We start from the raw sequence: 21,089 nt of genomic DNA on the forward strand, positions 1-21,089 counted from the left end.
ATGATAGCGCCTCTGCCCGATGTCCGCCAAGCGGCCGGCATGAGAGTCAGGGGATCCAGAAGCGGGCCCCCCGTCGCCTCAGCGATAGCCTGTCGTATCCGCCGGCTTGCCGGCATCCTGAACCTCGACCACATAAGGCCAGGCATTCGGCCGGGAGCCGTCGAGATCGGTGAAGCCGTAGACCTGCGCCAGGCCGCCGCTCGACAGCGACTGCCCGTTCCAGCGCGCCACATCGGTGTCCGCCGCAAGGGCTGCCACGGCGCGGCCGACGAAGCGCGGCGTCTCGGAGATGGCGAAATGCGGAACATTTTCGAGCGCGTCGCGCCAGTTGGCTTCGGTGACGCCGAAATGTTCGAGCATCATTTCCGAGCGTAGCCAGCCCGGCGTGATCGCCACGGCGGTCGCGCCAAGCGGCGCGAGATCCTTGGCATGCGCCCAGGCCATGCGCAGCACCGCCGACTTGCACAGGTCGTAGAAGGGCGACAGGCGGTAGTTCACCGCATTGTATTCGGCCGTGCCGTCGGTGACCTCGACCAAGAGCCCGCCGGGCTTTTCGATCATCAGCGGCAAGGCGTGATGGGCGGTGATCAGATGGGTGTCGATGGAGAGCCGCAGCATCCTGAGGCCATTGTCGAGATTGTGGTCCCACACCGGCTTGTTCCATTCGAACAGCTTTTCGCCGCCCCAGATGTCGTTGACCAGTATGTCGAGACGGCCCTCGTCCTTGCGGATGCGGGCAACGAGGTCGCGGACCTCGTCGGAAACGAGATGGTCGACGCGCAGCGCAATGCCCTTGCCGCCAAGCGCGTCGATGGCCTCCGCGGTTTCCTCGATCGTCTCCGGCCGCTGGTATTCGGACTGGCGGTCGCGCGTCGTCCGCCCGGTGACGTAGACGGTGGCACCGGCCGCGCCCAGTTCCATGGCAATGCCCCTGCCCGCGCCGCGGCTGCCGCCGGCAACGAGCGCTACTTTTCCTTGCAGTGTCATCGATCTCTCCCGAGAGTGTTTCTTTCGGAGGCTGGTCATCGGCTTCTAGGCGATATATAAACAAATATTCGTTTATAAATAGAAGGTCAAGATGCCGCGCCGCAAAACCCTGTCCAACGAAGAGGTGCTCGTCGCCGCCTCACGGCTGCTGCACGATCGCGGACCCGATGCGCTCACCTTCGAAAGCCTCGGCCGGGCCTGCGGCCTGTCGCCGGCGACGCTGGTGCAGCGCTTCAAGACCAAGGCCGGGCTCAAGCAAGCGACGCTGCTGCATGCCTGGGACAGGCTCGATGCCAAGACCGCAACGCTTTCCGCCTCGACGCCGAAAACGCCCGACGGTGCGATCGAGTTGCTTGTCGGCCTGTCGGATTATGGCGGCATCGAAACCTATGCCGAAGGCCTGCTGGTGCTGCGCGAGGATTTGCGCGACCCGGCACTCAGGGCACGGGGTGCCGCCTGGAAAGTGGCACTGTCCGCCGCCCTCGAAGAACGCTTCGCCGGCGTCGCTGGTGCGCCCAGGGGCATCGGGCTGCTGATGGCCTCGCAATGGCAAGGCTCGCTGTTGTGGTGGGGCTTCGACCCGCAAGGCCAGGTCGAAGATTTTGTCGCCGCCGGCCTGCGCGGCTTCGTCTCGGCCGTGCTGGCCGAGCCGGCGGAGGTCGGTTGATCCAACCCCTCCGCTACTTGTCGCCGACCTGCTTCTTGTCGCTCAACAGCGCATAGACCGCCATCGCATGGCCATGGCCGAGACCGAATTCGTCGCGCAGCCATTCGACGATCTGCCCTGCCTTGACGCCAGGCTTGAGCTTGCCGCTCTGGGAAAGGCCCTTGCCGTCGGCGAGTGCCAGCAGTTCTTCCGGTCCCTTGCCGGTCTTGGTCTTGATGGTGTCGAGATAGGCTTGGAAGGACATCGTATTCTCCTCGTTGAAGATAAGATTGTTCAGCCGCGCCGCCGGTTGGCCAGAACGCCGCCGGCGATGATGGCGGCAATTCCCGCAACCGACAGCAAGGTCAGCACGTCCTTGAACAGAAGCGCCGCCATCACCACGCCGAAGCCCGTGCCCCAGTAGCCGAGTTGGCTGAAGAACACCGGCCCGCCAATCTCCTGCAGGCGGAAGTTGAGCAGGTAGGATGAGGCCGAAGTGGCGACCATGCAGCCGATCCAGAACAGCACGTCGCGGTCCAAGAAGACCCAGCTCGCCGGCGCTTCAAAGAACGGCGCCACCAGCGCCACCATCAGGCTCGAGCTCAGCAGGATGCCGCAGGAAAAGGCGAGCGCTGATGAGCCCTTGGGCCAGTAGGCCGTGCGGATGATGTTGCCGGCAGCCGCACAGGCCGGGATGATGATGCCGAGCAGCACCCAGACGGTCTGCGAGAAGTCGATCTCGGCAAGCTGCTGCTGCACCAGCGCCGCCATGCCGGCAAGGCCGATCAGGATGCCGGCGAAGCGCCTGAGATACATGCGCTCGATGCCGAGCCCTGCCGCAAAACTCATCGTCAGAAGCGGCGACAGCGAATAGACCGTCGAGGTGTAGGCCGGCCCGACCCGGTCAACGATGTAGTAGCCGAGCACCGTCGGCACGGTGAAGCTGATGATGCCGAGCACCAGGTAGAGCAAGAGGTGGCGCCGCTCGCGCGGGATGCCCTGCCCCGACGCCGCCAGCAGCGGCAATAGGATCAGGCCGGCGCCGACATTGGCGACGAGCGCCAATTGGAATGGCTGCATGCCGGCATTCAGCGCCGCCTTCGAGATCATGATGCGGGTGGCGAAGACCAGGCCGCACAGCGCCAGCAGGATCAGCGGCGAGCGCGCGGCGTAGGACACCGGCAGACGAAGAACTTCCTGTTGCGTCATGGTCAACCCCGAGATATCTTAGTGCTAAGATAAATGACGGAACTATCTTAGTGTCAAGACATCTCGACGAAAATAATGCGGAGTTGGTGGGCGATAGCCTGCGGGACGGCATCGATGCGCGCCGGGCGCAGTGGGCCAGGGAACTGCCCCATCTCGACACGCGCGGCATGGCGATATTGGGTCGCGCCCGCTGGATCACGCTCGCCGCCCGCCCCAAGATCGAAGCAATCTTCGCCTCCTACGGGCTCGACACCGGCGAGGCCGACGTCGTGTTCACGCTGCTGCGCTCGGGGCCACCCTACCGGCTGCGCCCGACCGAGCTCTACAGGTCGATGATGATCTCGTCGGGCGGCGTCACCAACCGCATTGTCAAGCTGGTCAAGGCAGGCCTCATCAGGCAGGTCGCCTCCGATGGCGACGGCCGCAGCCTGCCGGTCGAACTGACCGAGGAAGGTCTTACCCGCGCCCGCGAAGCCTTCGAGGCCGACATGGCGGTCGAGACGCTGATGCTGGAAAGCCTGACCTGGGACGAGCAGACGCAGCTGGCCAGACTGTTGCGCAAACTGGCGCTATCCCTCGGCAGCGCGCCATCGCCAGAGTGACGCCAGCGAATCGTGACGCGGGCGCACTGCAGCGTGAGGAATGGAATGAACCGGGAAGAGCTTGCCGAACTTGTCCGTAAACAGCAGTTCCCGCTGGCACTCTATGCCACGGGCAAAGGCCTCGAGCGGCCTTGGGGCGCTGCCGCCGGCATGGCCGACGAACAAGCCGGCTGGCCTATGTCGGTCGACACGCCGCTGCGTGTCGCCAGCAACACCAAGACCTTCGTTGCCGCCACGGTTCTGCGCCTTTGGGAACGCGGGCTGATCGACCTCGACGGCCCGATCGCACAGCAGATCGACCCGCTGTTCAACGAGTTGCTTGCCGCCGCCGGATACCGCACCGACAAGATAACGGTTCGCCATCTGCTCGACCATAGCGCCGGACTGGTCGACCACACCGATGCCCCTGAATTCTTCGCCACGGTTGTTCGCGAGCCGACGCGTTTCTGGACGCGCGAGGAGCAGGTCCGCCTCGGCGCCAAATTCTCGGCGCCGCTCAGCGAGCCGGGCAGGCGCTTCAGCTATTCCGACACCGGCTACATCCTGCTCGGCGACATCGTCGAGCGTATCTCGGGCACGACGCTTGCTGCGACCGTCCGGCGCGAGATGGCGTTCGAGCGGCTTGGGCTTGCGACGACTTGGTGGGAGATCGCCGAAGCCGAACCGGCGCAAGTCGAGCCACGGGCTCGCCAGTTCTTCGGCGACGTCGATGCGACTGAAATCAACGCCTCCATGGACCTCTACGGCGGCGGCGGGCTGGTGATGTCGGCGCGTGACCTGGCAACCTTTTTCGCCGCCCTCTTCGAAGGCCGCGTGTTCGACAGCCCTGACTCGCTCCGGGAAATGCTCTCGAAAGGTCCGCATGAAGGTGCTGAAACCCACCGTCTCGGCATCGCGGCAAGCAGCGTCGCTGGGGCCGAATGCTACTCGCATCTCGGCTTCTGGGGCACCGCCGCCTATTATTCGCCAGCCTCGCGCATCGCCGTCGCCGGCTTCGCCACCAGCCGCGAAGCGCGCGGCAAGCTGGTCTCGGTCATCGAGCAGGCACTCGCCGCCACCCTGCCTGTATCCACCGTCGCCTAGACAAGGGTTGTCTTACCTGCGCAGGCCGTTCAATCGGCCCAGCGGAGGATTGTCTGTCCAGTGCTCTGAAGCGTCGCTTCGAATTGCGGTGATGCCAGCACCGCATGCATATGCAATTCAGTGGTGCCGACATTCGCAAAGCCATGCTTCTTCAAAGCAGGCACGATGAGCGACTGCCCGGTGGCCATTAGGAGAGACGTCCCGTCCAGCCAGAACTCGACGTCCCCGGCCATGACAGTCAGCACTTCCTCTACCGGATGGTGGTGAGTCGGCGCGCCCGCTCCCGGCGCCACCCACTGCTCGAAGATGCAAAGCTGCGATGCGCCAGCACGGGCAGACACAAGCATGCGTGTCCTCACCCCCTCGCGCCATTCCTCAAACGCATGGTTGGTATGAACGACAGCCTTCAAGAGAGGCCCCTCGCATCCGTTGCCCAGGCTATGGAGGACACGATATGCCCCGCCACGCGTTTCCGCAACGGAGTAGCAGCCGGCCGGCGGCGCCTCAGACGGCGGAATCGGGCGAAACGACCTCCCAGGTGCCGAACAGCTCAAGCCCCGCCTTGCTGGCAAGCAATATCGACGCCGCATTGTCGGGCTGGCACCGGTATTGCGGCTCATATCCCAGCTCCCAGGCATACCTGCTGATCGAGCGCACCACTTTGCGGGCGTGGCCCTTGCCCCTGAACGGCTCGAGCGTCAGCACGCCGAGATCGGCGACCCGCCCGTCCATCCAGGGGTACATGCTCGCCGCACAGACAAGGCGGTCCTGTTCGAACGAACCGAACACCAGCCAGTGATCGAGCTCGACAAAGGCACCATCCAGGTCCTGCTCCGACGCCTGTGCCTGGAAGCCTGTGAACACCGCCTTGTCCTCGCTGCTCAGCCGTCTCGGGCCGGCGGCCGGCTCATCCAGCATAAGCCGCTTCTTTTCGGCTTCGGTAAAATGAAACACCCGATCGGCGCCATGAAGCGTCACGCCCGCCTCATCAAGGGCATTGCGAAAAGCAACGATGGACAGGCCCTGCCGTTTGCGCAGCCCGGCCTTGACCGCCAGCTCAGGCGTCAGCACCGCCATGCCCCGGCCATCGACTGTCTCCAGCACCATGACCCGGCAGTCCTCGTCGAGATCAGGGTCAGCTGTAACAGTAAAAATGTCGTCGCTATGGAGGATGTCGCCGTTGAGAAACTGCGCCCGCCAAAAATCAGTGATCGTCAGCGAAAAAATTGACATGATGAATACTCTGTCTCGTCTGGACGAGCGTGAGCGCGGAAAGTGTAGTCTCGCGATTCTCACGACTTCGTGAAGCAAGCCGTAGCCAGCAAAACCCGGCGAATGTGCGGCAAAAAGCGCTTCATGGCTGCTGGACCAAGCATCGCCCGGACTTGCCCGGCGGTTTCGGCTACCCGACGGCCAGGGCCTGTGCGACCTTGCCGTCAGTGGCCGCGCCCTCCTCGACGCGGTGGGAGCCTGCCATGCCATCAGCCGACCTGTTGATCGCCTTTGTCGCCACCACCGCGATCTTCGCCTTCATGCCGGGCCCGGCCATGCTGTACGCCGCCGCCCAGACGCTGGCGCGCGGGCGCTGGTCGGGACTGATGGCGGCACTCGGCATCCATCTTGGCGGCTACGTCCATGTCATTGCCGCCGCCGCCGGCCTGTCGGTGCTGTTCCACGCCGTGCCGCTGGCCTACACGGTCGTCAAGCTTGCCGGTGCCGCCTATCTCGTCTGGCTTGGCATCTCGCTGTTCCGCGCCAAGGCGCAAGGCGACCTGCCTGCCATCGAGCCGAAATCCGCCCGGCGCGCCTTCGTCGAGAGCATCGCCGTCGAGGTGCTCAACCCCAAGACGGCGATCTTTTTCATGGCCTTCCTGCCGCAGTTCATCGACGCCTCGGCTGCCTTTCCGGTCTGGCTGCAGTTCTTCATCCTGGGCACCGTGGTCAATGCGATGTTCACCACAGCCGACGTTGTCGGCGTCATGCTGGCGGGCGCGATGATCGGCCGGCTCAGGCGCTCGCGCCGCGCCCAGCGGCTGATGCAGCGCGCCGGCGGTGCAGTACTCGTCGGCCTTGGCGTCCACGTCGCCCTTCAGAGAAGCTGACCGGCTCGACACCTCAGACGATCCGCGACAAGACAGTTTCGAAAACCATGCCAGCCGACCAGCACGCCACCTCCCTCGCCGACCTATTCGCCCAGGGGCAGCGCTCGTTCGCGGGCCTGCAACTGGCCGGAAGCGATCTGGCGCGGCTCGACCTCAGCGCCTGCGAGTTCGCCGACTGCAACCTGACGGGCGCTGATCTGTCGGCGGCGACGCTGACCGACACACGCTGGGTCAGCTGCCGCATGGCGGGCGCCAAACTTGCGTCGATCGACGGCGTCGATGCCCAGTTTCACAATTGCGACCTCTCCAACACCGACTGGACACGGTCGCGGCTCAACGCTTCGAAGTTTGGCCAAAGCAAGCTGACGGGCGCGAACTTTGCCGATTGCACACTGATCGGCGCAGACTTCCAGGAATGCCGGCTGGTCAGCGCCTTCCTGCCCGCGATCTCGTTCCGGCGCAAATCGCTGAGCCGTCTCGATTTCAGCGACGCCGAACTCAGAGGCTGCGACTTTCGCGAGGCGATCTTCGACGGCTGCAGCCTGCGCGGTGCCAGCCTACGTTCCTGCCGCTTCGAAGGTGCCGACCTGCGCGGCTGCGACCTTGGCCCGCTGAAGCTCAACGAGGCGTCGATCCTCAAGGGCGCGGTGATCTCGAAAAGCCAGGCAACCGACCTGTTGCGCAATCTCGGGCTGCAGGTGCTGTAGCGCTACGTTACTCTTTCACGCCGCCTCGGTCTCGGCGTGCCTGATTGCTTCGAACAGATTGCGGCCAATGGCATGCGCCGCTTCGAGATGCTCGGCAGGCCCCTGTGTTTCCGTGTCGAGCATAAGCTCGGAGGTTGCCACTGGCGCGCCGACATAGTCGAAGATGCCGTGGTCGATCTGCGTCTTCATCGCGCCGAAATAGCCGTGCCGGGCATAGGTCCGCGTGGTGGCGCCGCCAATGGCGACGAGATGCACCTTGAGGTGACGCAGCCGCTTCACCGGCTTGATGCCGGCACCCTCGTCATAAGCCCAGCCATTGGCAAAGACGCGGTCGATCCAGCCCTTGAGCAAAGCCGGCATCGACCACCAGTAAACGGGATAGACCAGCACCAGCGTGTCGGCGCCGTCGATCCGCGCCTGCTCGGCGGCGACGTCGGCCGCCGGCGCCACTTCCCTGCGATGTACGGCGAGATCGGTGGCTGTGTAGCGCGGGTCGAAGCCTTCCCTAGCGATGTCGGCGATCTCGAACGTGTGGCCTGCCATGCCAACGCCTTCGGCGAGGCAGGCTGCAACGCCGTGGCTGAGCGACTTCGGATCGGGATGGGCGACGACGATAAGCGCGTGCATTGGAAATTCCTGTTTCGTGGTTGCGGGCAGCGGTGACAGTTAATATACTTCGAGTAACCTACTAACAGTATATACTTTTGGTATATTATGACGTCAAGCACTGAAACGTTGGAACAGCCCTCGCCGCCGCGCCGCCGTTTGTTGCGGGAAGACCGCCGCCGGCAGCTTGTCGATGTCGCCTGGCGCATCGTCCGCGAGCAAGGTACCGAAGCGCTGACGCTGCCCCGGCTCGCCGAGCAGGCAAGCGTGGCAAAACCCGTCGTCTATGATCATTTCGCCACCCGGCCCGCTTTGCTCGCAGCGCTGTACCAGGAATTCGACACGCATCAGACCGCACTGATGGACGCTGCCTTCCGGGCGAGCGAACCGACCCTGCCGAGCAGGGCCATGGTCATCGCCTCGTCTTATGTCGACTGCGTGCTCGAACAGGGCCGCGAGATACCGGGCGTGATCGCCGCCCTTGCCGGCTCACCCGAGCTGGCCAAGGTCAAGCGCGACTACGAGGCGATCTTCATGGACAAGTGCCGGTCCCTGCTTGCCCCGTTCGCAGCGACCGGCACCGTCGCGTCTTCGGGACTTTGGGCGATGCTGGGCGCAGCCGAAGCGCTGTCCTTCGCCGCCGCGAACGGCGACCTCACGCCCATCCAGGCCAAGGACGAGCTGTTCGAAACAATCCTCGCCATGGTCGCCAGAACCCCGCGATGATGACGCTGCGGCGGCACGGCCGCTCGCCGCCTTCCGCAGGTTCGAGAATAGCCTTCAGCGCCTGCCTGATCGCATGCGGGCCCTTGCTGCGCCGCCCGCGGCTCCGGCTGCGATTGCCATCGCTGCGAGCAGCAGCGCGATGCCGCTGAACAGCGCTTCATAGCCATGGCCGGCAATCAACGGCGTGACGAGCAGCGGCGAAACGAATTGCCCGATGAAGATCGACGCAGTCAGGATGCCGCCGCTCACCCCCCGGTGCCGCAGCGGCGCAAGGTTGAGCGTGAGGGCGACGAAGCTCGGCGAAACAAGCGCATAGCCCGCGCCGATCGCCGCGGCTGCCGCAAACAGCACGGGCGTCGTCCCGGCGAAAACCAGCAGCAAAAAGCCGAGTGCCATCGCGGCATAGCCCAGCAAGAAGATACCTGCATAGCCCGCGGCGCGTTGCACCAGCGGATAGAGAAGGGCGAAGCTGCCTCCGGCGAGCATCAGCGTGCCGAGGATGGCGCCGGTCATCACGGCGGCGTCATAACCCTTGGCTTCGAGGAAGAACGACATCTGCGTCGGCATCACAAAGAAGATCATGTTGGTGAGAGCCTGGAGCAGCACCAGCAACGACAGCAGCAGCACCCAGGACGGTTGTCCTTCGGCCTCGTCCACAGCCCTTGCGCCCGGTGCCTGCGAACGCCGGGGCGGATCGACGATGACCATCCACATCAAGGGCAGGAAGACGGCAGCGAGCCCGTAGATGGCGAATGGCCAGCGCGGCGAAATCGACGCCACCCACCCGGCCAGCGAGATGAAGACCAGGCCACCGAAATTCCGCGCCGATATCTGCAGCCCGGTCAGCGCACTGCGCCGGTCGCCGGTGAAATAGTCTCCGACAAGGGCAGTCTGCGCCGTCATGATGAGTGCGACCGCAATACCGAGGACGAGGCGGCTGGCGAAGATGCTGGGAAGGTCGGGAAGGAAGAGCCCCGCACATCCGGCCAGCGCAAACAGGATCACGCCTGTGAGCAGCAGCAGGCGGCGTCCGAACCGGTCTGCCGCGAGCCCGGCGAAGGGTGCGAACAGTGCGACGCTGAGCGACGGAGCCGGCACCAGCAGGCGGGTCAGCATCGCGGCGTTCGGATCGGCTGCGAACAGCCGCTCAAGTCCGGGGAGCGCCGGACTGATCGTCGCGTTCGCCATCGTGGTGAGCGACGCGGCCAGCAGCAATGCGACCGCGCGCCCATCCATCCAAACGGGCCTTTCTATTGTATCCTGAATGCTCTGCATGACTTTTCCTCTTGCTGAAATCGACGTTTCGGCAGAGCGTACGACTTCAAGCCAACTTGAGGTCAAGCATGCATTTTCTGGATATTGGCGAGGTTGTCGAACGCACGGGCGTGCCGCCGTCGACTCTGCGCTATTACGAGGAGATCGGCCTGATCCGTTCGCTTGGGCGACATGGTCTGCGGCGGCAGTACGATCACGACGTCTTGCTGAAACTGTCGCTGATCGGCCTGGGCAAGGCAGCCGGCTTCTCGCTCCCCGAGATCGCGGGCATGTTTGGCCGGGACGATCGGCCCGACATCCCGCGTGCACAGTTGCACGCCAGGGCTGAGGAACTGGAACGGCAAATCATCGATTTACGAATGCTGCGCGACGTTCTCCGCCACGTGGCCGACTGCCCCGCTCCATCGCATCTGGAGTGCCCGAGCTTCCGCAAGCTGTTGACGTCGGCGACACACAAGACGGCGAGTCGCGCTCCAAAACCTGCTGCAGGACGGGCAAAGTCAGTACGGCAGCGGTAGACTGCTTTTTTGATGCCAGCGGCTGCACATGCTGGCCGTTCAGGGCGCAACCGGGCGCCAGCTCGTTTTGAGAGCAGGCATTGGGCCTGACGTTTCTTGACTTTGCCAGTCAGCCAGACAGCAGGCTGGCAAATATCTCGGCCAGCTGCTTGTCCATGAACGGCTTCTTCAGAAGGGGGCGGTCGCGATAGCCATCCCTCACGTCGTGGCCGCTGTAGCCCGTCGAGAAAACGAAAGGCACGCCGCGCGCAGCGAGCGCGTCGGCCACGAAATAGGTCTTATCGCCGTTCAGGTTCATGTCCAGCATGGCTGCATCGAAGTTGTGTGCTTCAATGAGGGCGAGCGCCTGCTTGACCGTAGCGGCAGCGGTCACCGACTCGCATCCGAGGTCGGCCAGCATGTCTTCGATCATGATGAGCACGAGCATTTCATCCTCGACGACAAGGATACGACGATTAGAAAGCAGCCTATTCATCCCGGACACCGTAGGTGGCAGGAAAGTTGATCGTGCAGACAAGGCCTTCCACCCGGTAGTCGAGATCGACCGCGCCATCGAGTTCGTGTGCTAGGCCGCGCTCCAGGACCCGCGAGCCAAACCCTTTCCGGGACGGCGGCATGACGGGCGGACCGTCCTTCTCTTGCCAGCGCAGGACCAGCCGAGCGCCCTCAGGCGACAGCTCGATCATCCATGAAATCAGCACGGACCCTAAATTGTTGGAAAACGCGCCGTATTTCACGGCATTGGTCGCAAGTTCATGGAAGGCGATGCCGAGGGCCAGGGTAACTTTGGGCGAGACGCGGATGTTGCTGCCCGTGATGACAAAGTGCTCCGACCTGCCATTTGCAATCCCGAACGGCTCCAAGGCCGCCTTGATCAGATCGAGCAGCCCCGCACCTTCCCAGTTCTCGCGGGTCAGCAGGTCATGCGACCGGGAGAGTGCGAACAGGCGCGACTCGAATGGAGTCCCGGATCACTTCGGGATCGGAGGTATTTCGCAATGCCTGCCAGACAATCGACTGCACCGTGGCAAGCGTATTCTTGACCCGGTGGTTCAGCTCATCGATGAGCATCCGCGACTGGGCCTGCTCCTGCTTGTGATCGGTGAGGTCGACGAGGGAGGCGAAGTGCTGCACGACATCGCCGCGCTCATCCCTGACTGGGCTGATGAGGATTGCCGACCAGAATTCGCTGCCGTTCTTGCGGCGGTAGCAAATTTCCGATCCGCCAGTGACGGCGCCCGCAAAAGCAGCTTCGATGCGCGCCAAAGAATCGAGATCGGTGCCGCGTGCCATCAGGAAGTTGAAGCTTTGGCCAAGCAACTCGTCGCGGGAATATCCGGTCAGACCAAGAAAGGCGTCATTGGCGAAAATGATCGGATTGCTAGGCTCTTTCGCATCGGTGAAAACCATCGCCATACGTGTCGTTTCAGCCGCAACGACAAACGGCCCAAGATCCCTCCGAAAGCTTTCGACCTCAGCTTCGGCGACCTTTTGGCCTTCGGATTTGATTACTGGTTCAGCCATGCCTCAGCTTCATTCGATTGGCGGCAGGCCGCAGCTAACTAGCAACGTTTGGAGCCGTGCGAAGTTCTTGGATGGGCACGAGGCTGTGACTTACGTCGCGGACATCTTGCCTAACGAAAACCGGCAATATTTGCCGCCACGCTCGCTCTTGAAAGCGTTGATTAATACCAGCGACCGCGGCCGAACCAGCCGCCGCCCAGCAGAACAAGTACGATAAGTATGATGAGAAGAGTGGTGGTATCCATGTCTGTCTCCTGGGAGTGCTCTTGACCTCCCGCCACTCTTTTCACGGAGCGGTGGATTGCCTGTTCATCGCGCTCCAACTGTAAACAACGCTCCACATGCTTTCTTGTTCCAACGAAACAGCGACTTTGGCGCTCTATTTCACGCAAAGATTTTTCAGCTTCCAACCGGCAACTCCGCGGCTACTGGATCACGCCTTCCCAAACATCAAAGCATCCTTTATTCGCTGCTTTCTTTTAGCGGATAGATTGGATCGAGACGTGATCAGGCCGGCCGACGTGACGGATGCTTCCAGCCTCGCCGCACTCGGGCTGGAAGTCTGGCTGAACACCTACATTCGACATGGCGTCAATGCGTTCTTCGCCGACTATGCGCTGGAGCATTTCACGGCCGCCCGTTTCGAGAAGATCCTGGCGCGGACAGACCAGACAATCCTGGTTTCGCAGAATTCCGCCGGCATCGACGGCTTCATCCATGTCGCATCGGGCGCGCCGGCACCCGTGCCGGCATGCTCCGATCTCGAGATAGCAAAGCTTTATGTCCAGCCCCGGCATCAGGGCAGCGGCGCTGGCGGGCGTTTGCTCGATGCCGGCTTGCGACACTGCGCTTCCACCGGCCGTCCAAATGTCTGGCTTGCGGTCAATGCCGAAAACGAGCGCGCCACCGCGTTCTACCTCCGGAAGGGTTTTGCCAAGGCTGGCGAAACCCGGTTCCAGATCAACGACGAGTCTTACCCGAACCACGTGCTGCGCTACGAGTTGGTCTAGACAGGCGCGCCGTCGGCGTTCAGCTTGCCCGCGCCAAGGCGACGGCGTCGGCACCGGCGGGAAAGCGGAGCTGCCCTGAAACATCGGTCGCGGCCTGCCACACGGCTTCGGCAACGTCGGCTTCTTTCGTCACCAGCGCCGGCGTCGCGAACCCGGCAAAAATCGGTCCCGCGAAGGCGGCATAGGCTTCGGGAATGAGATCCGCGACGCGCAGCTCGGTGTTGTGGGCAAAACGCGTGCTTGGCGCATAGCCTGGTTCAACCAGTTTCACCCGAACGTCGAATGCGCCGAGTTCATGGGCCAGCGACCCGGTAAAACCCTCGATCGCCATCTTGCTTGCGGTGTAGGCGGCGGCGAGCGGCATCGCGGTGAGCGTCACGCTGGAGGTGACGTTGACCACCACGCCTGCCCTGCGCGCACGGAATTGCGGGATCACGGCCTGGGTCATCGCCATCACACCGAAGGTGTTGGTCTCGAACAGCTTGCGCACATGCGCCATCGGCATCGCTTCGAAGGCACCGACGAGGCCGATGCCCGCATTGTTGACGAGCACGTCGATCGGGCCGCTGGTGTCGAGCGCTGCGGCAATGCTCTCGTCGTTGGTCACGTCGAGCGGCAAAACGCGCATCCGCTCCGAGCGCGGCAGGATGTCTTGGCGCGGGGTTCGCATGGTGGCGACGACATTCCAGCCCCGGGAGTGAAAGTGGCGCGCGGTTTCGAGGCCATAGCCAGACGAGCAGCCGGTGATCAATACGGTTTTCATGACTTGTTCCTGATTGATGTTGACGCCGTAAAAATACGGCGCAAAATCAGGACTAACATCAATCATAAGTCCGATTTTTATTTGTAATAGTCCTGATATGACCGACCCGCTCGCCCAGATCATCGAACTGCTCCAGCCGCGCGCCGTCTTCTCCAAGGGGATAAGCGGCGCAGGGCGCTGGGGTGTCCGCTATTCCGAATTCGGCCAGCCCGGTTTCTGCGCCGTCATCGAAGGAAGCTGTCGCCTCGCCGTCGACGGAGAGGTGCCTGTCACGCTTGAAGAGGGCGACTTCGTCCTGTTGCCCGCGACCCCTGCCTTCACGATGTCCGGCTTCGAGCCGGTGACGCTGAAGCGCATCGATCCCAAGGTGACGCCTGCGCCCACCGACGAGGTGCGCCACGGACGACCGGACGGCCCCGCCGATGTCCGCCTGCTTGGCGGCTATTTTGTTTTCGGTTCTCCGGATGCGGCGCTGCTGGTGTCGCTTCTGCCGGCAATGGTGCACGTGCGTGGCATCCAGCGGCTTTCCACGCTGGTGCGCCTCGTCGGCGAGGAGACGAGCCAGCAGAATGTCGGCCGCGACCTGGTGCTGGCCCGTCTCGTCGAGATCCTGCTGATCGAGGCATTGCGAGCAACGCAGCCCAAAGGCTCGCCACCGGGGCTGTTGCGCGGGCTGGCCGACGCGAGGGTGTCAGGGGCGATACGGCAGATGCACGGCGATCCGAAGCGGCCGTGGACGGTGGCCGAGCTCGCCGGCGAGGCCGGCTTGTCGCGCTCGGCCTTCTTCGACCGCTTCACGCGAACCGTCGGGCTGCGGCCGATGGAATACCTGCTCGCCTGGCGCATGGCCCTTGCCAAGAACCTTCTCGCCGGCAAGGCGATCGCGCTCGACGAAGTCGCGCGCCAGGTCGGCTATGGTTCGGCAAGCACCTTCAGCACGGCGTTCAGCCGCCATGTCGGGCAATCGCCGGGCCGCTACGCGCGCAGCGACCGGGCGTGATGAAGGGTCGGGGAGGTTTAGGTTGGCGACATCGCGCGCGGGGAGACCGACCTCTCGGTCAACGCCGAAAAAGTTGGGCTGACCGCATCCCTGCGCGCCCAGCCCTGCCCCTGGCCTAATGCGGGAAATCGAGGCCCATCTCGCGGTAACGCTCGGGATCGTCGCCCCAGTTCTCGCGCACCTTGACGAACAGGAACAGGTGCACCTTCTGCTCCAGGATGCCACCGATCTCCATGCGCGAGGCCTGGCCGATGGCGCGGATGGTCTCGCCCTTGTGGCCGAGCACGATCTTCTTCTGGCTGTCGCGCTCGACAAAGATGACCTGCTGGATACGCACCGAGCCGTTGGGCATCTCTTCCCACTTCTCGGTCTCGACATGCGAGGAATAAGGCAGCTCCTGGTGCAGCCTGAGATAGAGTTTTTCGCGGGTGATTTCGGCCGCCAGCTGGCGCATCGGCAGGTCGGAGATCTGGTCTTCGGGATAATACCAGGGACCTTCGGGCAGGCGCTTGGCCAGGAAGTCGAGCAGATCCTTGCAGCCCGAGCCGGTCAGTGCCGAAACCATGAAGGTGCTTTCGAAATCGACAGCCTCGTTGGCGGTCGAGGTCAGCTTCAGCAGCTTTTCGGGATTGACCCGGTCAACCTTGTTGAGGATCAGCACCTTGGGCTGGCGTACATCCTTGAGCCGTTCGAGGATGGCGGCGGCATCGCCCTTGATGCCGCGCTCGGCGTCGATCAGCACCAGGATCAGGTCGGCGTCCTTGGCCCCGCCCCAGGCGGTGGTCACCATCGCCGTGTCGAGGCGACGCTTCGGCTTGAAGATGCCGGGCGTGTCGATGAACACGATCTGGGCGTTGTCGTGGGTGGCGATGCCGCGCACGATGGCGCGCGTGGTCTGCACCTTGTGGGTGACGATCGACACCTTGGCACCGACAAGCTGATTGACCAGCGTCGACTTGCCGGCATTCGGCGCGCCGATCAGCGCGACGAAGCCCGAACGGGTGCCGCCCGTTTCAGGCATTGTGGTTTTCAGGGGCATCGGTCACGATGCAGTCTCCTCATTCTTCCAAACGCCTTCGCGCACCAGCAAGGCTGCGGCGGCGTTCTGCTCGGCCTCGCGCTTGGAGCGGCCGGTGCCGGTGGCGGGCAAAAATTGTCCGACCCGCACGCTCACCGAAAAGACCGGGTCGTGATCAGGGCCGGTGCGGCTTTCGATCTGGTAGGCAGGCACTGAAGTCGACGCCTGGTGCGCCCATTCCTGCAATTCGGTCTTGGGGTCGCGGCGCGCAGCACCGGCGGCCTCGGCGCGCGGCTTCCAGTACTTATGAATGAAGCGCTTCGCCGCATCCAGCCCGCCGTCGAGATAAATGACGGCGATCAGCGATTCCAGCGCGTCGGCGCGCAGGTTGACGCGCTTGCGGTCGGCGAGATTGCGCACTTCGGAGCCAGCACGGATCAGCTCGGCGAGGCCGATCTCGTCGGCGATCTGGGCCAATGCTTCGGCATTGACCAGCGCATTGAGCCGGACCGACAGCTCGCCTTCGGGCGCCTCCGGAAAATCGGCCAGCAGCATGTCGGCGACAGCCAGCCCGAGCACCCGGTCGCCCAGGAACTCGAAACGCTCATAGTCGACGCCGGCATTGGCGCTGCGCGCGCTGCCATGCGTCAGCGCCCGTTGCAGGCGCTGATGGTCGCGGAAGATGTGGCCGGTGCGGAGTTGCAGCGCGTCGGCGAGTTCCGTGGCGGTGAGCCGTTTGCCTGCCATGCCTATCGGACGAAGTTGAACAGGCGCGAGGCGCGCATCTCGGTCGGCCACTTCCAGATCTCGAGCGGGCTTGCGCCGCTGGCGATCGAGAAGAAGATGATGTTGGCGCGACCGACGAGGTTCTCGCCCGGCACGAAGCCGACATTGAAGCGGCTGTCGGTCGAGTTGTCGCGGTTGTCGCCCATCATGAAGAAGTGGCCTTCGGGCACGACGAATTCGCGCGTGTTGTCGCCGATCGAGTCAGGCGTCAGGTCGAGCGTGTCGTAGGAAACGCCGTTCGGCAGCGTCTCGCGATAGACGTCGACCGGACGGTTGACCTCGGTGATATCGGGGTTGTCGATCTGGCCGACCTTCTCGCGCGGCACGGCTGTGCCGTTGATGTAGAGCTGGCCGTCCTTCATCTGGATGCGATCGCCGGGCAGGCCAACGACGCGCTTGATGTAGTCGAGCGACGGATTGGGCGGGAATTTGAAGACGACGACGTCGCCACGCTCGGGGTCCGAGCCGAAGATGCGGCCGGAGAACAGGTTCGGCGACAAAGGCAGCGAATAACGCGAATAGCCATAGGCCCATTTGGTGACGAACAGATAGTCGCCCTCGAGCAGCGTCGGGCGCATCGAGCCCGACGGAATCGAGAACGGCTGGAACAGCAGCGTCCGGATCACCAGCGCCAGCAGCAGTGCCTGGATGATGACGCTCACGGTCTCGCCGAGCCCACCGGACTTCTTCTGTTTTTCAGCCACGCTCATGTCGTCCTCGATTGTAGGTCGCGATGGGTATAAGGGCTCGCCGCCGCCGGGGCAATGTCTCAGCCGCCGCCAAAACCCTAAGATAATGGCGGTTGTTCGACGGGCAGCGCCTCGATGATCACAAAGGCTTGTGCGAGCGGAAAATCGTCGCTGATTGTCAGGTGAACCACGGCGCGATGCCCCTCAGGCAGCATCTCGGCGATGCGGCGCGCGGCACCGCCGGTCAGCTCCATCGTCGGCCGACCGCCGGGCATGTTGACCACGCCCATGTCGCGCCAGAACACGCCTTCGGCGATGCCGCAGCCGAGCGCCTTGGAGCAGGCTTCCTTGGCGGCAAAGCGCTTGGCATAAGACGCGATGCGCCCGCGCCGGCCCTCGGCGCGCTGCTGCTCGACTTCGGTGAAGATGCGCTGGATGAAGCGCTCGCCATGGCGGGCGATCGACTTCTCGATCCGCCTTATGTCGATCAGGTCGCTGCCGATGCCGAGGATCATGGGTTCAGCCCTACACGGCACGTCTCACCGGCGAGGCGCAACGCGGACGCCCCCCTCTCTCCGTTCTTCACGGGGAGAGGGTAAGGGTGAGGGGCAATCTGGCAACGTCTGCGCCGCCCCTCATCTGCCTGCCGGCATCTTCTCCCCGTGAAGCACGGGGAGAAGACAGCAGTCCGCAACGCCGCTTCTCGTTCTGGACCGATGGGCGCGATCAGCCTCACCGCCATCAACCCTCAAATATTCCGGCTGCCCGGCTTGATCGCCGGGATCGCCGCCAGTTCCGGCGGCAGCTTGTCGGCCGGATAGGCCGGCACCTCGTATTCGGCAAGCGCGATCAGCGGCACGCCGACGTCGGTCTTGCCGGCCGAGCGGTCGATGATGCAGGCAGCCGCCACAACCTCGGCGCCAAGTTCGTTCAGGCAGGCGATGGTCTCACGGATCGACAGACCCGTGGTCACGATGTCTTCGACGATGACGACGCGGGCGCCCTTTTCGATCTCGAAGCGGCGCAGCCGGAACGTACCCTGCTCGCGCTCAACCCAGATCGCCGGCACTTTCAGGTGCCGCGACGTCTCATAGGCCGGGATCAGCCCGCCGATCGCGGGGCCGACGACATAGTCGATGTCACCCTTGACCTCGGCGCGGATCTTGTCGGCCAGCGCCTTGCACAAGGTCTCGGTCTTGTCGGCATGCATGAACACCCGTGCCTTTTGCAGGAACACCGGGCTGCGCAGGCCCGAGGTCAGGATGAAATGGCCTTCGAGCACGGCACCCGCCGAGCGGAAAATGTCCAGAACGTCGCTTGTCTGCATCATCGTCTTTCCTGTCGTCTGCCCAGCGCCCTGCCCCTAACCGTTGACGCGGCGGGCATCGCTGACGCTGGAGTTGTCCTTGAGCTGGGAGATCAGCCGGTTGAGGTGCTTCAGATCCCAGACTTCGAGATCGAGCAGCATTTCGGTGAAGTCGGGTGCCGTGCGGATCATCGACAGCGTGTGGATATTGGCGTCGTTGGCCGCCACCACCTGGGCGATGTCAGCGAGCGAGCCCGGCGCGTTGATCGCGGTCACCGAAAGCCGCGCCGGAAAGCGCTCCTTCGAGCCTTCGTCGAGATCCCAGCGCACGTCGATCCAGCGCTCCGGCTGGTCGTCGAAGGCCATCAGCGATGGCGACTGGATCGGATAGATGGTGATGCCCGAGCCCGGCTGCATGATGCCGACGATGCGGTCGCCAGGCACCGCCCCTTCGGGGGCGAAGCGCACCGGCAGGTCGCCGCTGACGCCGCGGATCGGCACGGCGCTGCCTTGCGCCTTTTGCTCCTTGCGCGGCGGCGTCGAGGAACGCCCGGGGATCTGGAACAGCATGCCGGCGGCGTTGCGGATCTTCGACCAGCCTTCTTCGCGCGGCTTGGATGCGGCCGGCGTGACGCGCTCTTCCTTGTAGTCGGGGAAGACGGCACGGACGACGTCGTTGGACGACAGCTCGCCACGCCCGACGGAAGCCAGCACATCTTCGATGTCCTTGCGCGCCAGCCGGTGCAGCACCGGCTTCAGGCTGTCCTTGGAGTATTTCTTGCCGGCACGCTCGAAGGCGCGTTCGAGAATGCGAGCGCCGAGGCCCGAATACTGTTTGCGGATGGCGTTCTTGGTCGCCCGCCGGATCGCCGAGCGCGCCTTGCCGGTGACAACGATCGATTCCCATGCCGCCGGCGGCACCTGCGCCTTGGAGCGGATGATCTCAACCTCGTCGCCGTTCTTGAGCTCGGTCATCAGCGGCATCACCCGGCCGTTGACCTTGGCGCCGACGCAGGTGTCGCCGACATCGGTGTGGACGGCATAGGCGAAGTCGATCGGCGTCGCGCCCCTAGGCAGCGCGATCAGCATGCCCTTGGGGGTGAAGCAGAAGACCTGGTCCTGGAACAGCTCGAGCTTGGTGTTTTCGAGGAAATCCTCTGGGTTGTCGCCGTCGGCGAGTTGCTCGATCGTCCGCCTCAGCCAGCCATAGGCGTTGGTCTCCTTGGAGATGGTGTGGCCGGCACCATTGGTCTTGCCGGCATTGTCCTTGTAGATCGAATGCGCGGCGACGCCGTATTCGGCGATCTTGTTCATCTCGCGGGTGCGGATCTGCAGCTCGATGCGCTGACGCGACGGGCCAACAATGGTGGTGTGGATCGAGCGGTAATCGTTCTGCTTGGGCGTCGAGATGTAATCCTTGAAGCGCCCCGGCACCATCGACCAGGTGGTGTGGATGGCACCCAGCGCGCGATAGCAGTCCTCGACGCCGTCGACGACGACGCGGAAGCCGAAGATGTCCGACAGCTGCTCGAACGACAGCGCCTTGGTCTCCATCTTGCGGAACACCGACCACGGCTTCTTCTGCCGGCTCTTCACCGTTGCCTTGATGTCGTATTTCTCGAACTGCGCCGACAGCGCCTTTTCGATGTCGGCGAGCACGCCCTTGCTGCGCTCCGACATCTCGGCCAGCCGCTCGGTGACGGTGCGGTACGCCTCGGGATTGATGTAGCGGAAAGCGAGCTCTTCGAGCTCCTCGCGCATGCCCTGCATGCCCATGCGGCCGGCCAGCGGCGCATAGATGTCCATCGTCTCTTCGGCGATGCGCTGGCGCTTGCTGTCGGGCACATGGTGCAGCGTGCGCATGTTGTGCAACCGGTCGGCGAGCTTGACCAGCAGCACGCGCACGTCCTCGGAGATCGCCAGCAAGAGCTTGCGCAGGTTCTCCGCCTGCTCGGCCTTCTTGGAAACGAGGTCGAGCTTCTTCAGCTTGGTTAGGCCTTCGACAAGCCTGCCGATATCGGGACCGAACAGCTCGTCGATCTCGTCGCGGGTCGCACTTGTATCCTCGATGGTGTCGTGCAGCAGGGCGACGGCGATCGTCGCCTCGTCGAGATGCATGTCGGTGAGGATCGCTGCCACTTCGAGCGGATGCGAAAAATACGGATCGCCCGAGGCACGCTTCTCGATGGCCATGCTTTTGCATGGCATAGACATAGGCCTTGTTGAGCAGCGCCTCGTTGACGTCAGGCTTGTAGCGCTGGACGCGCTCGACAAGCTCATACTGACGCATCATGGGCGGCTTCCCGGAACTCGAAATGAATCATGCGCCGCAAGGGCTTGCGACGCATGTCATAGATAAACACTGATGTGGCGGCGCGGAAGTGCCGATTGGCCGGTTTGGCGCGCGTTTTGGCACGACACGAGACCTTTTTGAGAATTCGCCCTGCCGAGTCAGATGGCGTGGCTTTCGAGAACCGGAGCGGAGCGGACTTTCGGGTCCGTGAGCACCGCAAGCGGAGAAAGCCGCGTCAG

General features: G+C 63.6%; 27 protein-coding genes and 1 pseudogene. 9 read left to right on the top strand and 19 right to left on the bottom strand.

What is annotated here, in order from left to right; translation table 11 throughout:
- Window positions 1–78: 78 nt before the first annotated feature.
- Window positions 79–987, bottom strand: coding sequence for an SDR family oxidoreductase (locus tag ACHMW7_RS21650; protein ID WP_395447526.1), 909 nt, complete (start codon window positions 985–987; stop codon window positions 79–81).
- 91 nt (window positions 988–1,078) lie between these two features.
- Here ACHMW7_RS21650 and ACHMW7_RS21655 point away from each other — a divergent pair, with 91 nt between their 5' ends.
- Window positions 1,079–1,654: a TetR/AcrR family transcriptional regulator gene (locus ACHMW7_RS21655; protein WP_395447527.1), complete on the top strand. Its 576-nt coding sequence runs from the start codon at window positions 1,079–1,081 to the stop codon at window positions 1,652–1,654.
- A 13-nt stretch (window positions 1,655–1,667) separates the two neighbouring features.
- Here ACHMW7_RS21655 and ACHMW7_RS21660 read toward each other — a convergent pair whose 3' ends face one another.
- Together ACHMW7_RS21660 and ACHMW7_RS21665 are read right to left on the bottom strand one after the other, a co-directional pair.
- A complete protein-coding gene (locus tag ACHMW7_RS21660) occupies window positions 1,668–1,898 on the bottom strand; it encodes a DUF4287 domain-containing protein (RefSeq protein ID WP_395447528.1) in 231 nt (76 codons plus the stop codon).
- A gap of 29 nt (window positions 1,899–1,927) precedes the next feature.
- A complete protein-coding gene (locus tag ACHMW7_RS21665) occupies window positions 1,928–2,842 on the bottom strand; it encodes a DMT family transporter (RefSeq protein ID WP_395447529.1) in 915 nt (304 codons plus the stop codon).
- An 86-nt stretch (window positions 2,843–2,928) separates the two neighbouring features.
- Between ACHMW7_RS21665 and ACHMW7_RS21670 the strand changes: the two genes are divergently transcribed.
- Complete coding sequence (locus ACHMW7_RS21670) at window positions 2,929–3,444, top strand: MarR family winged helix-turn-helix transcriptional regulator (protein ID WP_395447530.1); 516 nt, start codon at window positions 2,929–2,931, stop codon at window positions 3,442–3,444.
- Between the two features lie 45 nt (window positions 3,445–3,489).
- Window positions 3,490–4,527, top strand: coding sequence for a serine hydrolase domain-containing protein (locus ACHMW7_RS21675; RefSeq protein ID WP_395447531.1), 1,038 nt, complete (start codon window positions 3,490–3,492; stop codon window positions 4,525–4,527).
- A 29-nt stretch (window positions 4,528–4,556) separates the two neighbouring features.
- Here ACHMW7_RS21675 and ACHMW7_RS21680 read toward each other — a convergent pair whose 3' ends face one another.
- Window positions 4,557–4,937 carry a cupin domain-containing protein gene (locus ACHMW7_RS21680; RefSeq protein WP_395447532.1) on the bottom strand — a complete coding sequence of 127 codons (381 nt, stop codon included), beginning with the start codon at window positions 4,935–4,937 and terminating at the stop codon, window positions 4,557–4,559.
- A 94-nt stretch (window positions 4,938–5,031) separates the two neighbouring features.
- Entirely contained in the window at window positions 5,032–5,838 is an 807-nt protein-coding gene (locus tag ACHMW7_RS21685) for a GNAT family N-acetyltransferase (protein WP_395447533.1), read from the bottom strand.
- 164 nt (window positions 5,839–6,002) lie between these two features.
- On the opposite strand from ACHMW7_RS21685, the gene ACHMW7_RS21690 reads away from it, so the two are divergent.
- Together ACHMW7_RS21690 and ACHMW7_RS21695 are read left to right on the top strand one after the other, a co-directional pair.
- A complete protein-coding gene (locus tag ACHMW7_RS21690; RefSeq protein WP_395447534.1) occupies window positions 6,003–6,629 on the top strand; it encodes a LysE family translocator in 627 nt (208 codons plus the stop codon).
- Between the two features lie 47 nt (window positions 6,630–6,676).
- Entirely contained in the window at window positions 6,677–7,336 is a 660-nt protein-coding gene (locus ACHMW7_RS21695) for a pentapeptide repeat-containing protein (protein ID WP_395447535.1), read from the top strand.
- A gap of 15 nt (window positions 7,337–7,351) precedes the next feature.
- Here ACHMW7_RS21695 and ACHMW7_RS21700 read toward each other — a convergent pair whose 3' ends face one another.
- Window positions 7,352–7,963 (bottom strand): NAD(P)H-dependent oxidoreductase, encoded by a 612-nt coding sequence (locus ACHMW7_RS21700; RefSeq protein ID WP_395447536.1) that lies wholly within the window; start codon window positions 7,961–7,963, stop codon window positions 7,352–7,354.
- A gap of 87 nt (window positions 7,964–8,050) precedes the next feature.
- On the opposite strand from ACHMW7_RS21700, the gene ACHMW7_RS21705 reads away from it, so the two are divergent.
- The gene (locus ACHMW7_RS21705; RefSeq protein ID WP_395447537.1) at window positions 8,051–8,668 is read left to right on the top strand and encodes a TetR/AcrR family transcriptional regulator; all 618 of its coding nucleotides are present in this window, start codon (window positions 8,051–8,053) and stop codon (window positions 8,666–8,668) included.
- A 54-nt stretch (window positions 8,669–8,722) separates the two neighbouring features.
- Here ACHMW7_RS21705 and ACHMW7_RS21710 read toward each other — a convergent pair whose 3' ends face one another.
- Window positions 8,723–9,943: an MFS transporter gene (locus ACHMW7_RS21710; protein WP_395447538.1), complete on the bottom strand. Its 1,221-nt coding sequence runs from the start codon at window positions 9,941–9,943 to the stop codon at window positions 8,723–8,725.
- Between the two features lie 68 nt (window positions 9,944–10,011).
- Here ACHMW7_RS21710 and ACHMW7_RS21715 point away from each other — a divergent pair, with 68 nt between their 5' ends.
- Window positions 10,012–10,461, top strand: a complete 450-nt coding sequence (locus tag ACHMW7_RS21715) for a helix-turn-helix domain-containing protein (protein WP_395447539.1) — start codon at window positions 10,012–10,014, stop codon at window positions 10,459–10,461.
- Between the two features lie 109 nt (window positions 10,462–10,570).
- Here ACHMW7_RS21715 and ACHMW7_RS21720 read toward each other — a convergent pair whose 3' ends face one another.
- From ACHMW7_RS21720 to ACHMW7_RS21740, 5 genes and pseudogenes are all read right to left on the bottom strand, one after another.
- Complete coding sequence (locus ACHMW7_RS21720; RefSeq protein WP_395447540.1) at window positions 10,571–10,888, bottom strand: response regulator; 318 nt, start codon at window positions 10,886–10,888, stop codon at window positions 10,571–10,573.
- A gap of 40 nt (window positions 10,889–10,928) precedes the next feature.
- Window positions 10,929–11,324, bottom strand: a complete 396-nt coding sequence (locus tag ACHMW7_RS21725; protein ID WP_395447541.1) for a sensor histidine kinase — start codon at window positions 11,322–11,324, stop codon at window positions 10,929–10,931.
- 6 nt (window positions 11,325–11,330) lie between these two features.
- Window positions 11,331–11,408, bottom strand: a pseudogene (locus ACHMW7_RS21730) (HWE histidine kinase domain-containing protein); the annotation flags it as partial.
- Window positions 11,383–11,985, bottom strand: coding sequence for a PAS domain S-box protein (locus ACHMW7_RS21735; protein ID WP_395447542.1), 603 nt, complete (start codon window positions 11,983–11,985; stop codon window positions 11,383–11,385). The pseudogene ACHMW7_RS21730 and the gene ACHMW7_RS21735, both read right to left, overlap by 26 nt.
- A 161-nt stretch (window positions 11,986–12,146) precedes the next feature.
- Complete coding sequence (locus ACHMW7_RS21740; RefSeq protein ID WP_395447543.1) at window positions 12,147–12,395, bottom strand: hypothetical protein; 249 nt, start codon at window positions 12,393–12,395, stop codon at window positions 12,147–12,149.
- A 93-nt stretch (window positions 12,396–12,488) separates the two neighbouring features.
- Here ACHMW7_RS21740 and ACHMW7_RS21745 point away from each other — a divergent pair, with 93 nt between their 5' ends.
- Window positions 12,489–12,995 (top strand): GNAT family N-acetyltransferase, encoded by a 507-nt coding sequence (locus tag ACHMW7_RS21745; RefSeq protein WP_395447544.1) that lies wholly within the window; start codon window positions 12,489–12,491, stop codon window positions 12,993–12,995.
- A 19-nt stretch (window positions 12,996–13,014) separates the two neighbouring features.
- On the opposite strand, the gene ACHMW7_RS21750 is transcribed toward ACHMW7_RS21745, so the two are convergent.
- Window positions 13,015–13,758: an SDR family oxidoreductase gene (locus ACHMW7_RS21750; protein WP_395451404.1), complete on the bottom strand. Its 744-nt coding sequence runs from the start codon at window positions 13,756–13,758 to the stop codon at window positions 13,015–13,017.
- Between the two features lie 97 nt (window positions 13,759–13,855).
- On the opposite strand from ACHMW7_RS21750, the gene ACHMW7_RS21755 reads away from it, so the two are divergent.
- Window positions 13,856–14,758, top strand: coding sequence for a cupin domain-containing protein (locus ACHMW7_RS21755; RefSeq protein ID WP_395447545.1), 903 nt, complete (start codon window positions 13,856–13,858; stop codon window positions 14,756–14,758).
- A gap of 115 nt (window positions 14,759–14,873) precedes the next feature.
- On the opposite strand, the gene era is transcribed toward ACHMW7_RS21755, so the two are convergent.
- The 6 genes from era to ACHMW7_RS21785 all read right to left on the bottom strand — a co-directional run bounded on the left by era (window position 14,874) and on the right by ACHMW7_RS21785 (window position 20,750).
- Complete coding sequence (era, locus tag ACHMW7_RS21760) at window positions 14,874–15,779, bottom strand: GTPase Era (protein WP_395447546.1); 906 nt, start codon at window positions 15,777–15,779, stop codon at window positions 14,874–14,876.
- A gap of 21 nt (window positions 15,780–15,800) precedes the next feature.
- The gene (gene rnc, locus ACHMW7_RS21765) at window positions 15,801–16,523 is read right to left on the bottom strand and encodes a ribonuclease III (RefSeq protein ID WP_395447547.1); all 723 of its coding nucleotides are present in this window, start codon (window positions 16,521–16,523) and stop codon (window positions 15,801–15,803) included.
- A 2-nt stretch (window positions 16,524–16,525) separates the two neighbouring features.
- Window positions 16,526–17,272 carry a signal peptidase I gene (gene lepB / locus ACHMW7_RS21770; RefSeq protein ID WP_395447548.1) on the bottom strand — a complete coding sequence of 249 codons (747 nt, stop codon included), beginning with the start codon at window positions 17,270–17,272 and terminating at the stop codon, window positions 16,526–16,528.
- Between the two features lie 77 nt (window positions 17,273–17,349).
- Window positions 17,350–17,766: a holo-ACP synthase gene (acpS, locus tag ACHMW7_RS21775; protein ID WP_395447549.1), complete on the bottom strand. Its 417-nt coding sequence runs from the start codon at window positions 17,764–17,766 to the stop codon at window positions 17,350–17,352.
- A gap of 233 nt (window positions 17,767–17,999) precedes the next feature.
- Window positions 18,000–18,578 (bottom strand): orotate phosphoribosyltransferase, encoded by a 579-nt coding sequence (gene pyrE, locus ACHMW7_RS21780; protein WP_395451405.1) that lies wholly within the window; start codon window positions 18,576–18,578, stop codon window positions 18,000–18,002.
- Between the two features lie 36 nt (window positions 18,579–18,614).
- Entirely contained in the window at window positions 18,615–20,750 is a 2,136-nt protein-coding gene (locus ACHMW7_RS21785) for a RelA/SpoT family protein (protein ID WP_395447550.1), read from the bottom strand.
- Between the last annotated feature and the right edge of the window lie 339 nt (window positions 20,751–21,089).

Source organism: Aminobacter sp. UC22_36 (assembly GCF_044056035.1).
Taxonomy (GTDB): Bacteria; Pseudomonadota; Alphaproteobacteria; order Rhizobiales; family Rhizobiaceae; genus Aminobacter.

Excerpts from the sequence above, each read along its gene's own strand:
- ACHMW7_RS21690 (WP_395447534.1), top strand. The coding sequence starts at position 6,003 with ATGCCATCAGCCGACCTGTTGATCGCCTTTGTCGCCACCACCGCGATC.
- ACHMW7_RS21655 (WP_395447527.1), top strand. The coding sequence starts at position 1,079 with ATGCCGCGCCGCAAAACCCTGTCCAACGAAGAGGTGCTCGTCGCCGCC.
- ACHMW7_RS21735 (WP_395447542.1), bottom strand. The coding sequence starts at position 11,985 with ATGGCTGAACCAGTAATCAAATCCGAAGGCCAAAAGGTCGCCGAAGCT.
- ACHMW7_RS21715 (WP_395447539.1), top strand. The coding sequence starts at position 10,012 with ATGCATTTTCTGGATATTGGCGAGGTTGTCGAACGCACGGGCGTGCCG.
- pyrE (WP_395451405.1), bottom strand. The coding sequence starts at position 18,578 with ATGCAGACAAGCGACGTTCTGGACATTTTCCGCTCGGCGGGTGCCGTG.
- ACHMW7_RS21695 (WP_395447535.1), top strand. The coding sequence starts at position 6,677 with ATGCCAGCCGACCAGCACGCCACCTCCCTCGCCGACCTATTCGCCCAG.
- ACHMW7_RS21705 (WP_395447537.1), top strand. The coding sequence starts at position 8,051 with ATGACGTCAAGCACTGAAACGTTGGAACAGCCCTCGCCGCCGCGCCGC.
- era (WP_395447546.1), bottom strand. The coding sequence starts at position 15,779 with ATGCCTGAAACGGGCGGCACCCGTTCGGGCTTCGTCGCGCTGATCGGC.
- acpS (WP_395447549.1), bottom strand. The coding sequence starts at position 17,766 with ATGATCCTCGGCATCGGCAGCGACCTGATCGACATAAGGCGGATCGAG.
- ACHMW7_RS21750 (WP_395451404.1), bottom strand. The coding sequence starts at position 13,758 with ATGAAAACCGTATTGATCACCGGCTGCTCGTCTGGCTATGGCCTCGAA.
- ACHMW7_RS21720 (WP_395447540.1), bottom strand. The coding sequence starts at position 10,888 with ATGCTCGTGCTCATCATGATCGAAGACATGCTGGCCGACCTCGGATGC.
- ACHMW7_RS21660 (WP_395447528.1), bottom strand. The coding sequence starts at position 1,898 with ATGTCCTTCCAAGCCTATCTCGACACCATCAAGACCAAGACCGGCAAG.
- ACHMW7_RS21710 (WP_395447538.1), bottom strand. The coding sequence starts at position 9,943 with ATGCAGAGCATTCAGGATACAATAGAAAGGCCCGTTTGGATGGATGGG.
- ACHMW7_RS21665 (WP_395447529.1), bottom strand. The coding sequence starts at position 2,842 with ATGACGCAACAGGAAGTTCTTCGTCTGCCGGTGTCCTACGCCGCGCGC.
- ACHMW7_RS21700 (WP_395447536.1), bottom strand. The coding sequence starts at position 7,963 with ATGCACGCGCTTATCGTCGTCGCCCATCCCGATCCGAAGTCGCTCAGC.
- ACHMW7_RS21755 (WP_395447545.1), top strand. The coding sequence starts at position 13,856 with ATGACCGACCCGCTCGCCCAGATCATCGAACTGCTCCAGCCGCGCGCC.
- ACHMW7_RS21675 (WP_395447531.1), top strand. The coding sequence starts at position 3,490 with ATGAACCGGGAAGAGCTTGCCGAACTTGTCCGTAAACAGCAGTTCCCG.
- lepB (WP_395447548.1), bottom strand. The coding sequence starts at position 17,272 with ATGAGCGTGGCTGAAAAACAGAAGAAGTCCGGTGGGCTCGGCGAGACC.
- ACHMW7_RS21650 (WP_395447526.1), bottom strand. The coding sequence starts at position 987 with ATGACACTGCAAGGAAAAGTAGCGCTCGTTGCCGGCGGCAGCCGCGGC.
- ACHMW7_RS21785 (WP_395447550.1), bottom strand. The coding sequence starts at position 20,750 with ATGGCCATCGAGAAGCGTGCCTCGGGCGATCCGTATTTTTCGCATCCG.
- rnc (WP_395447547.1), bottom strand. The coding sequence starts at position 16,523 with ATGGCAGGCAAACGGCTCACCGCCACGGAACTCGCCGACGCGCTGCAA.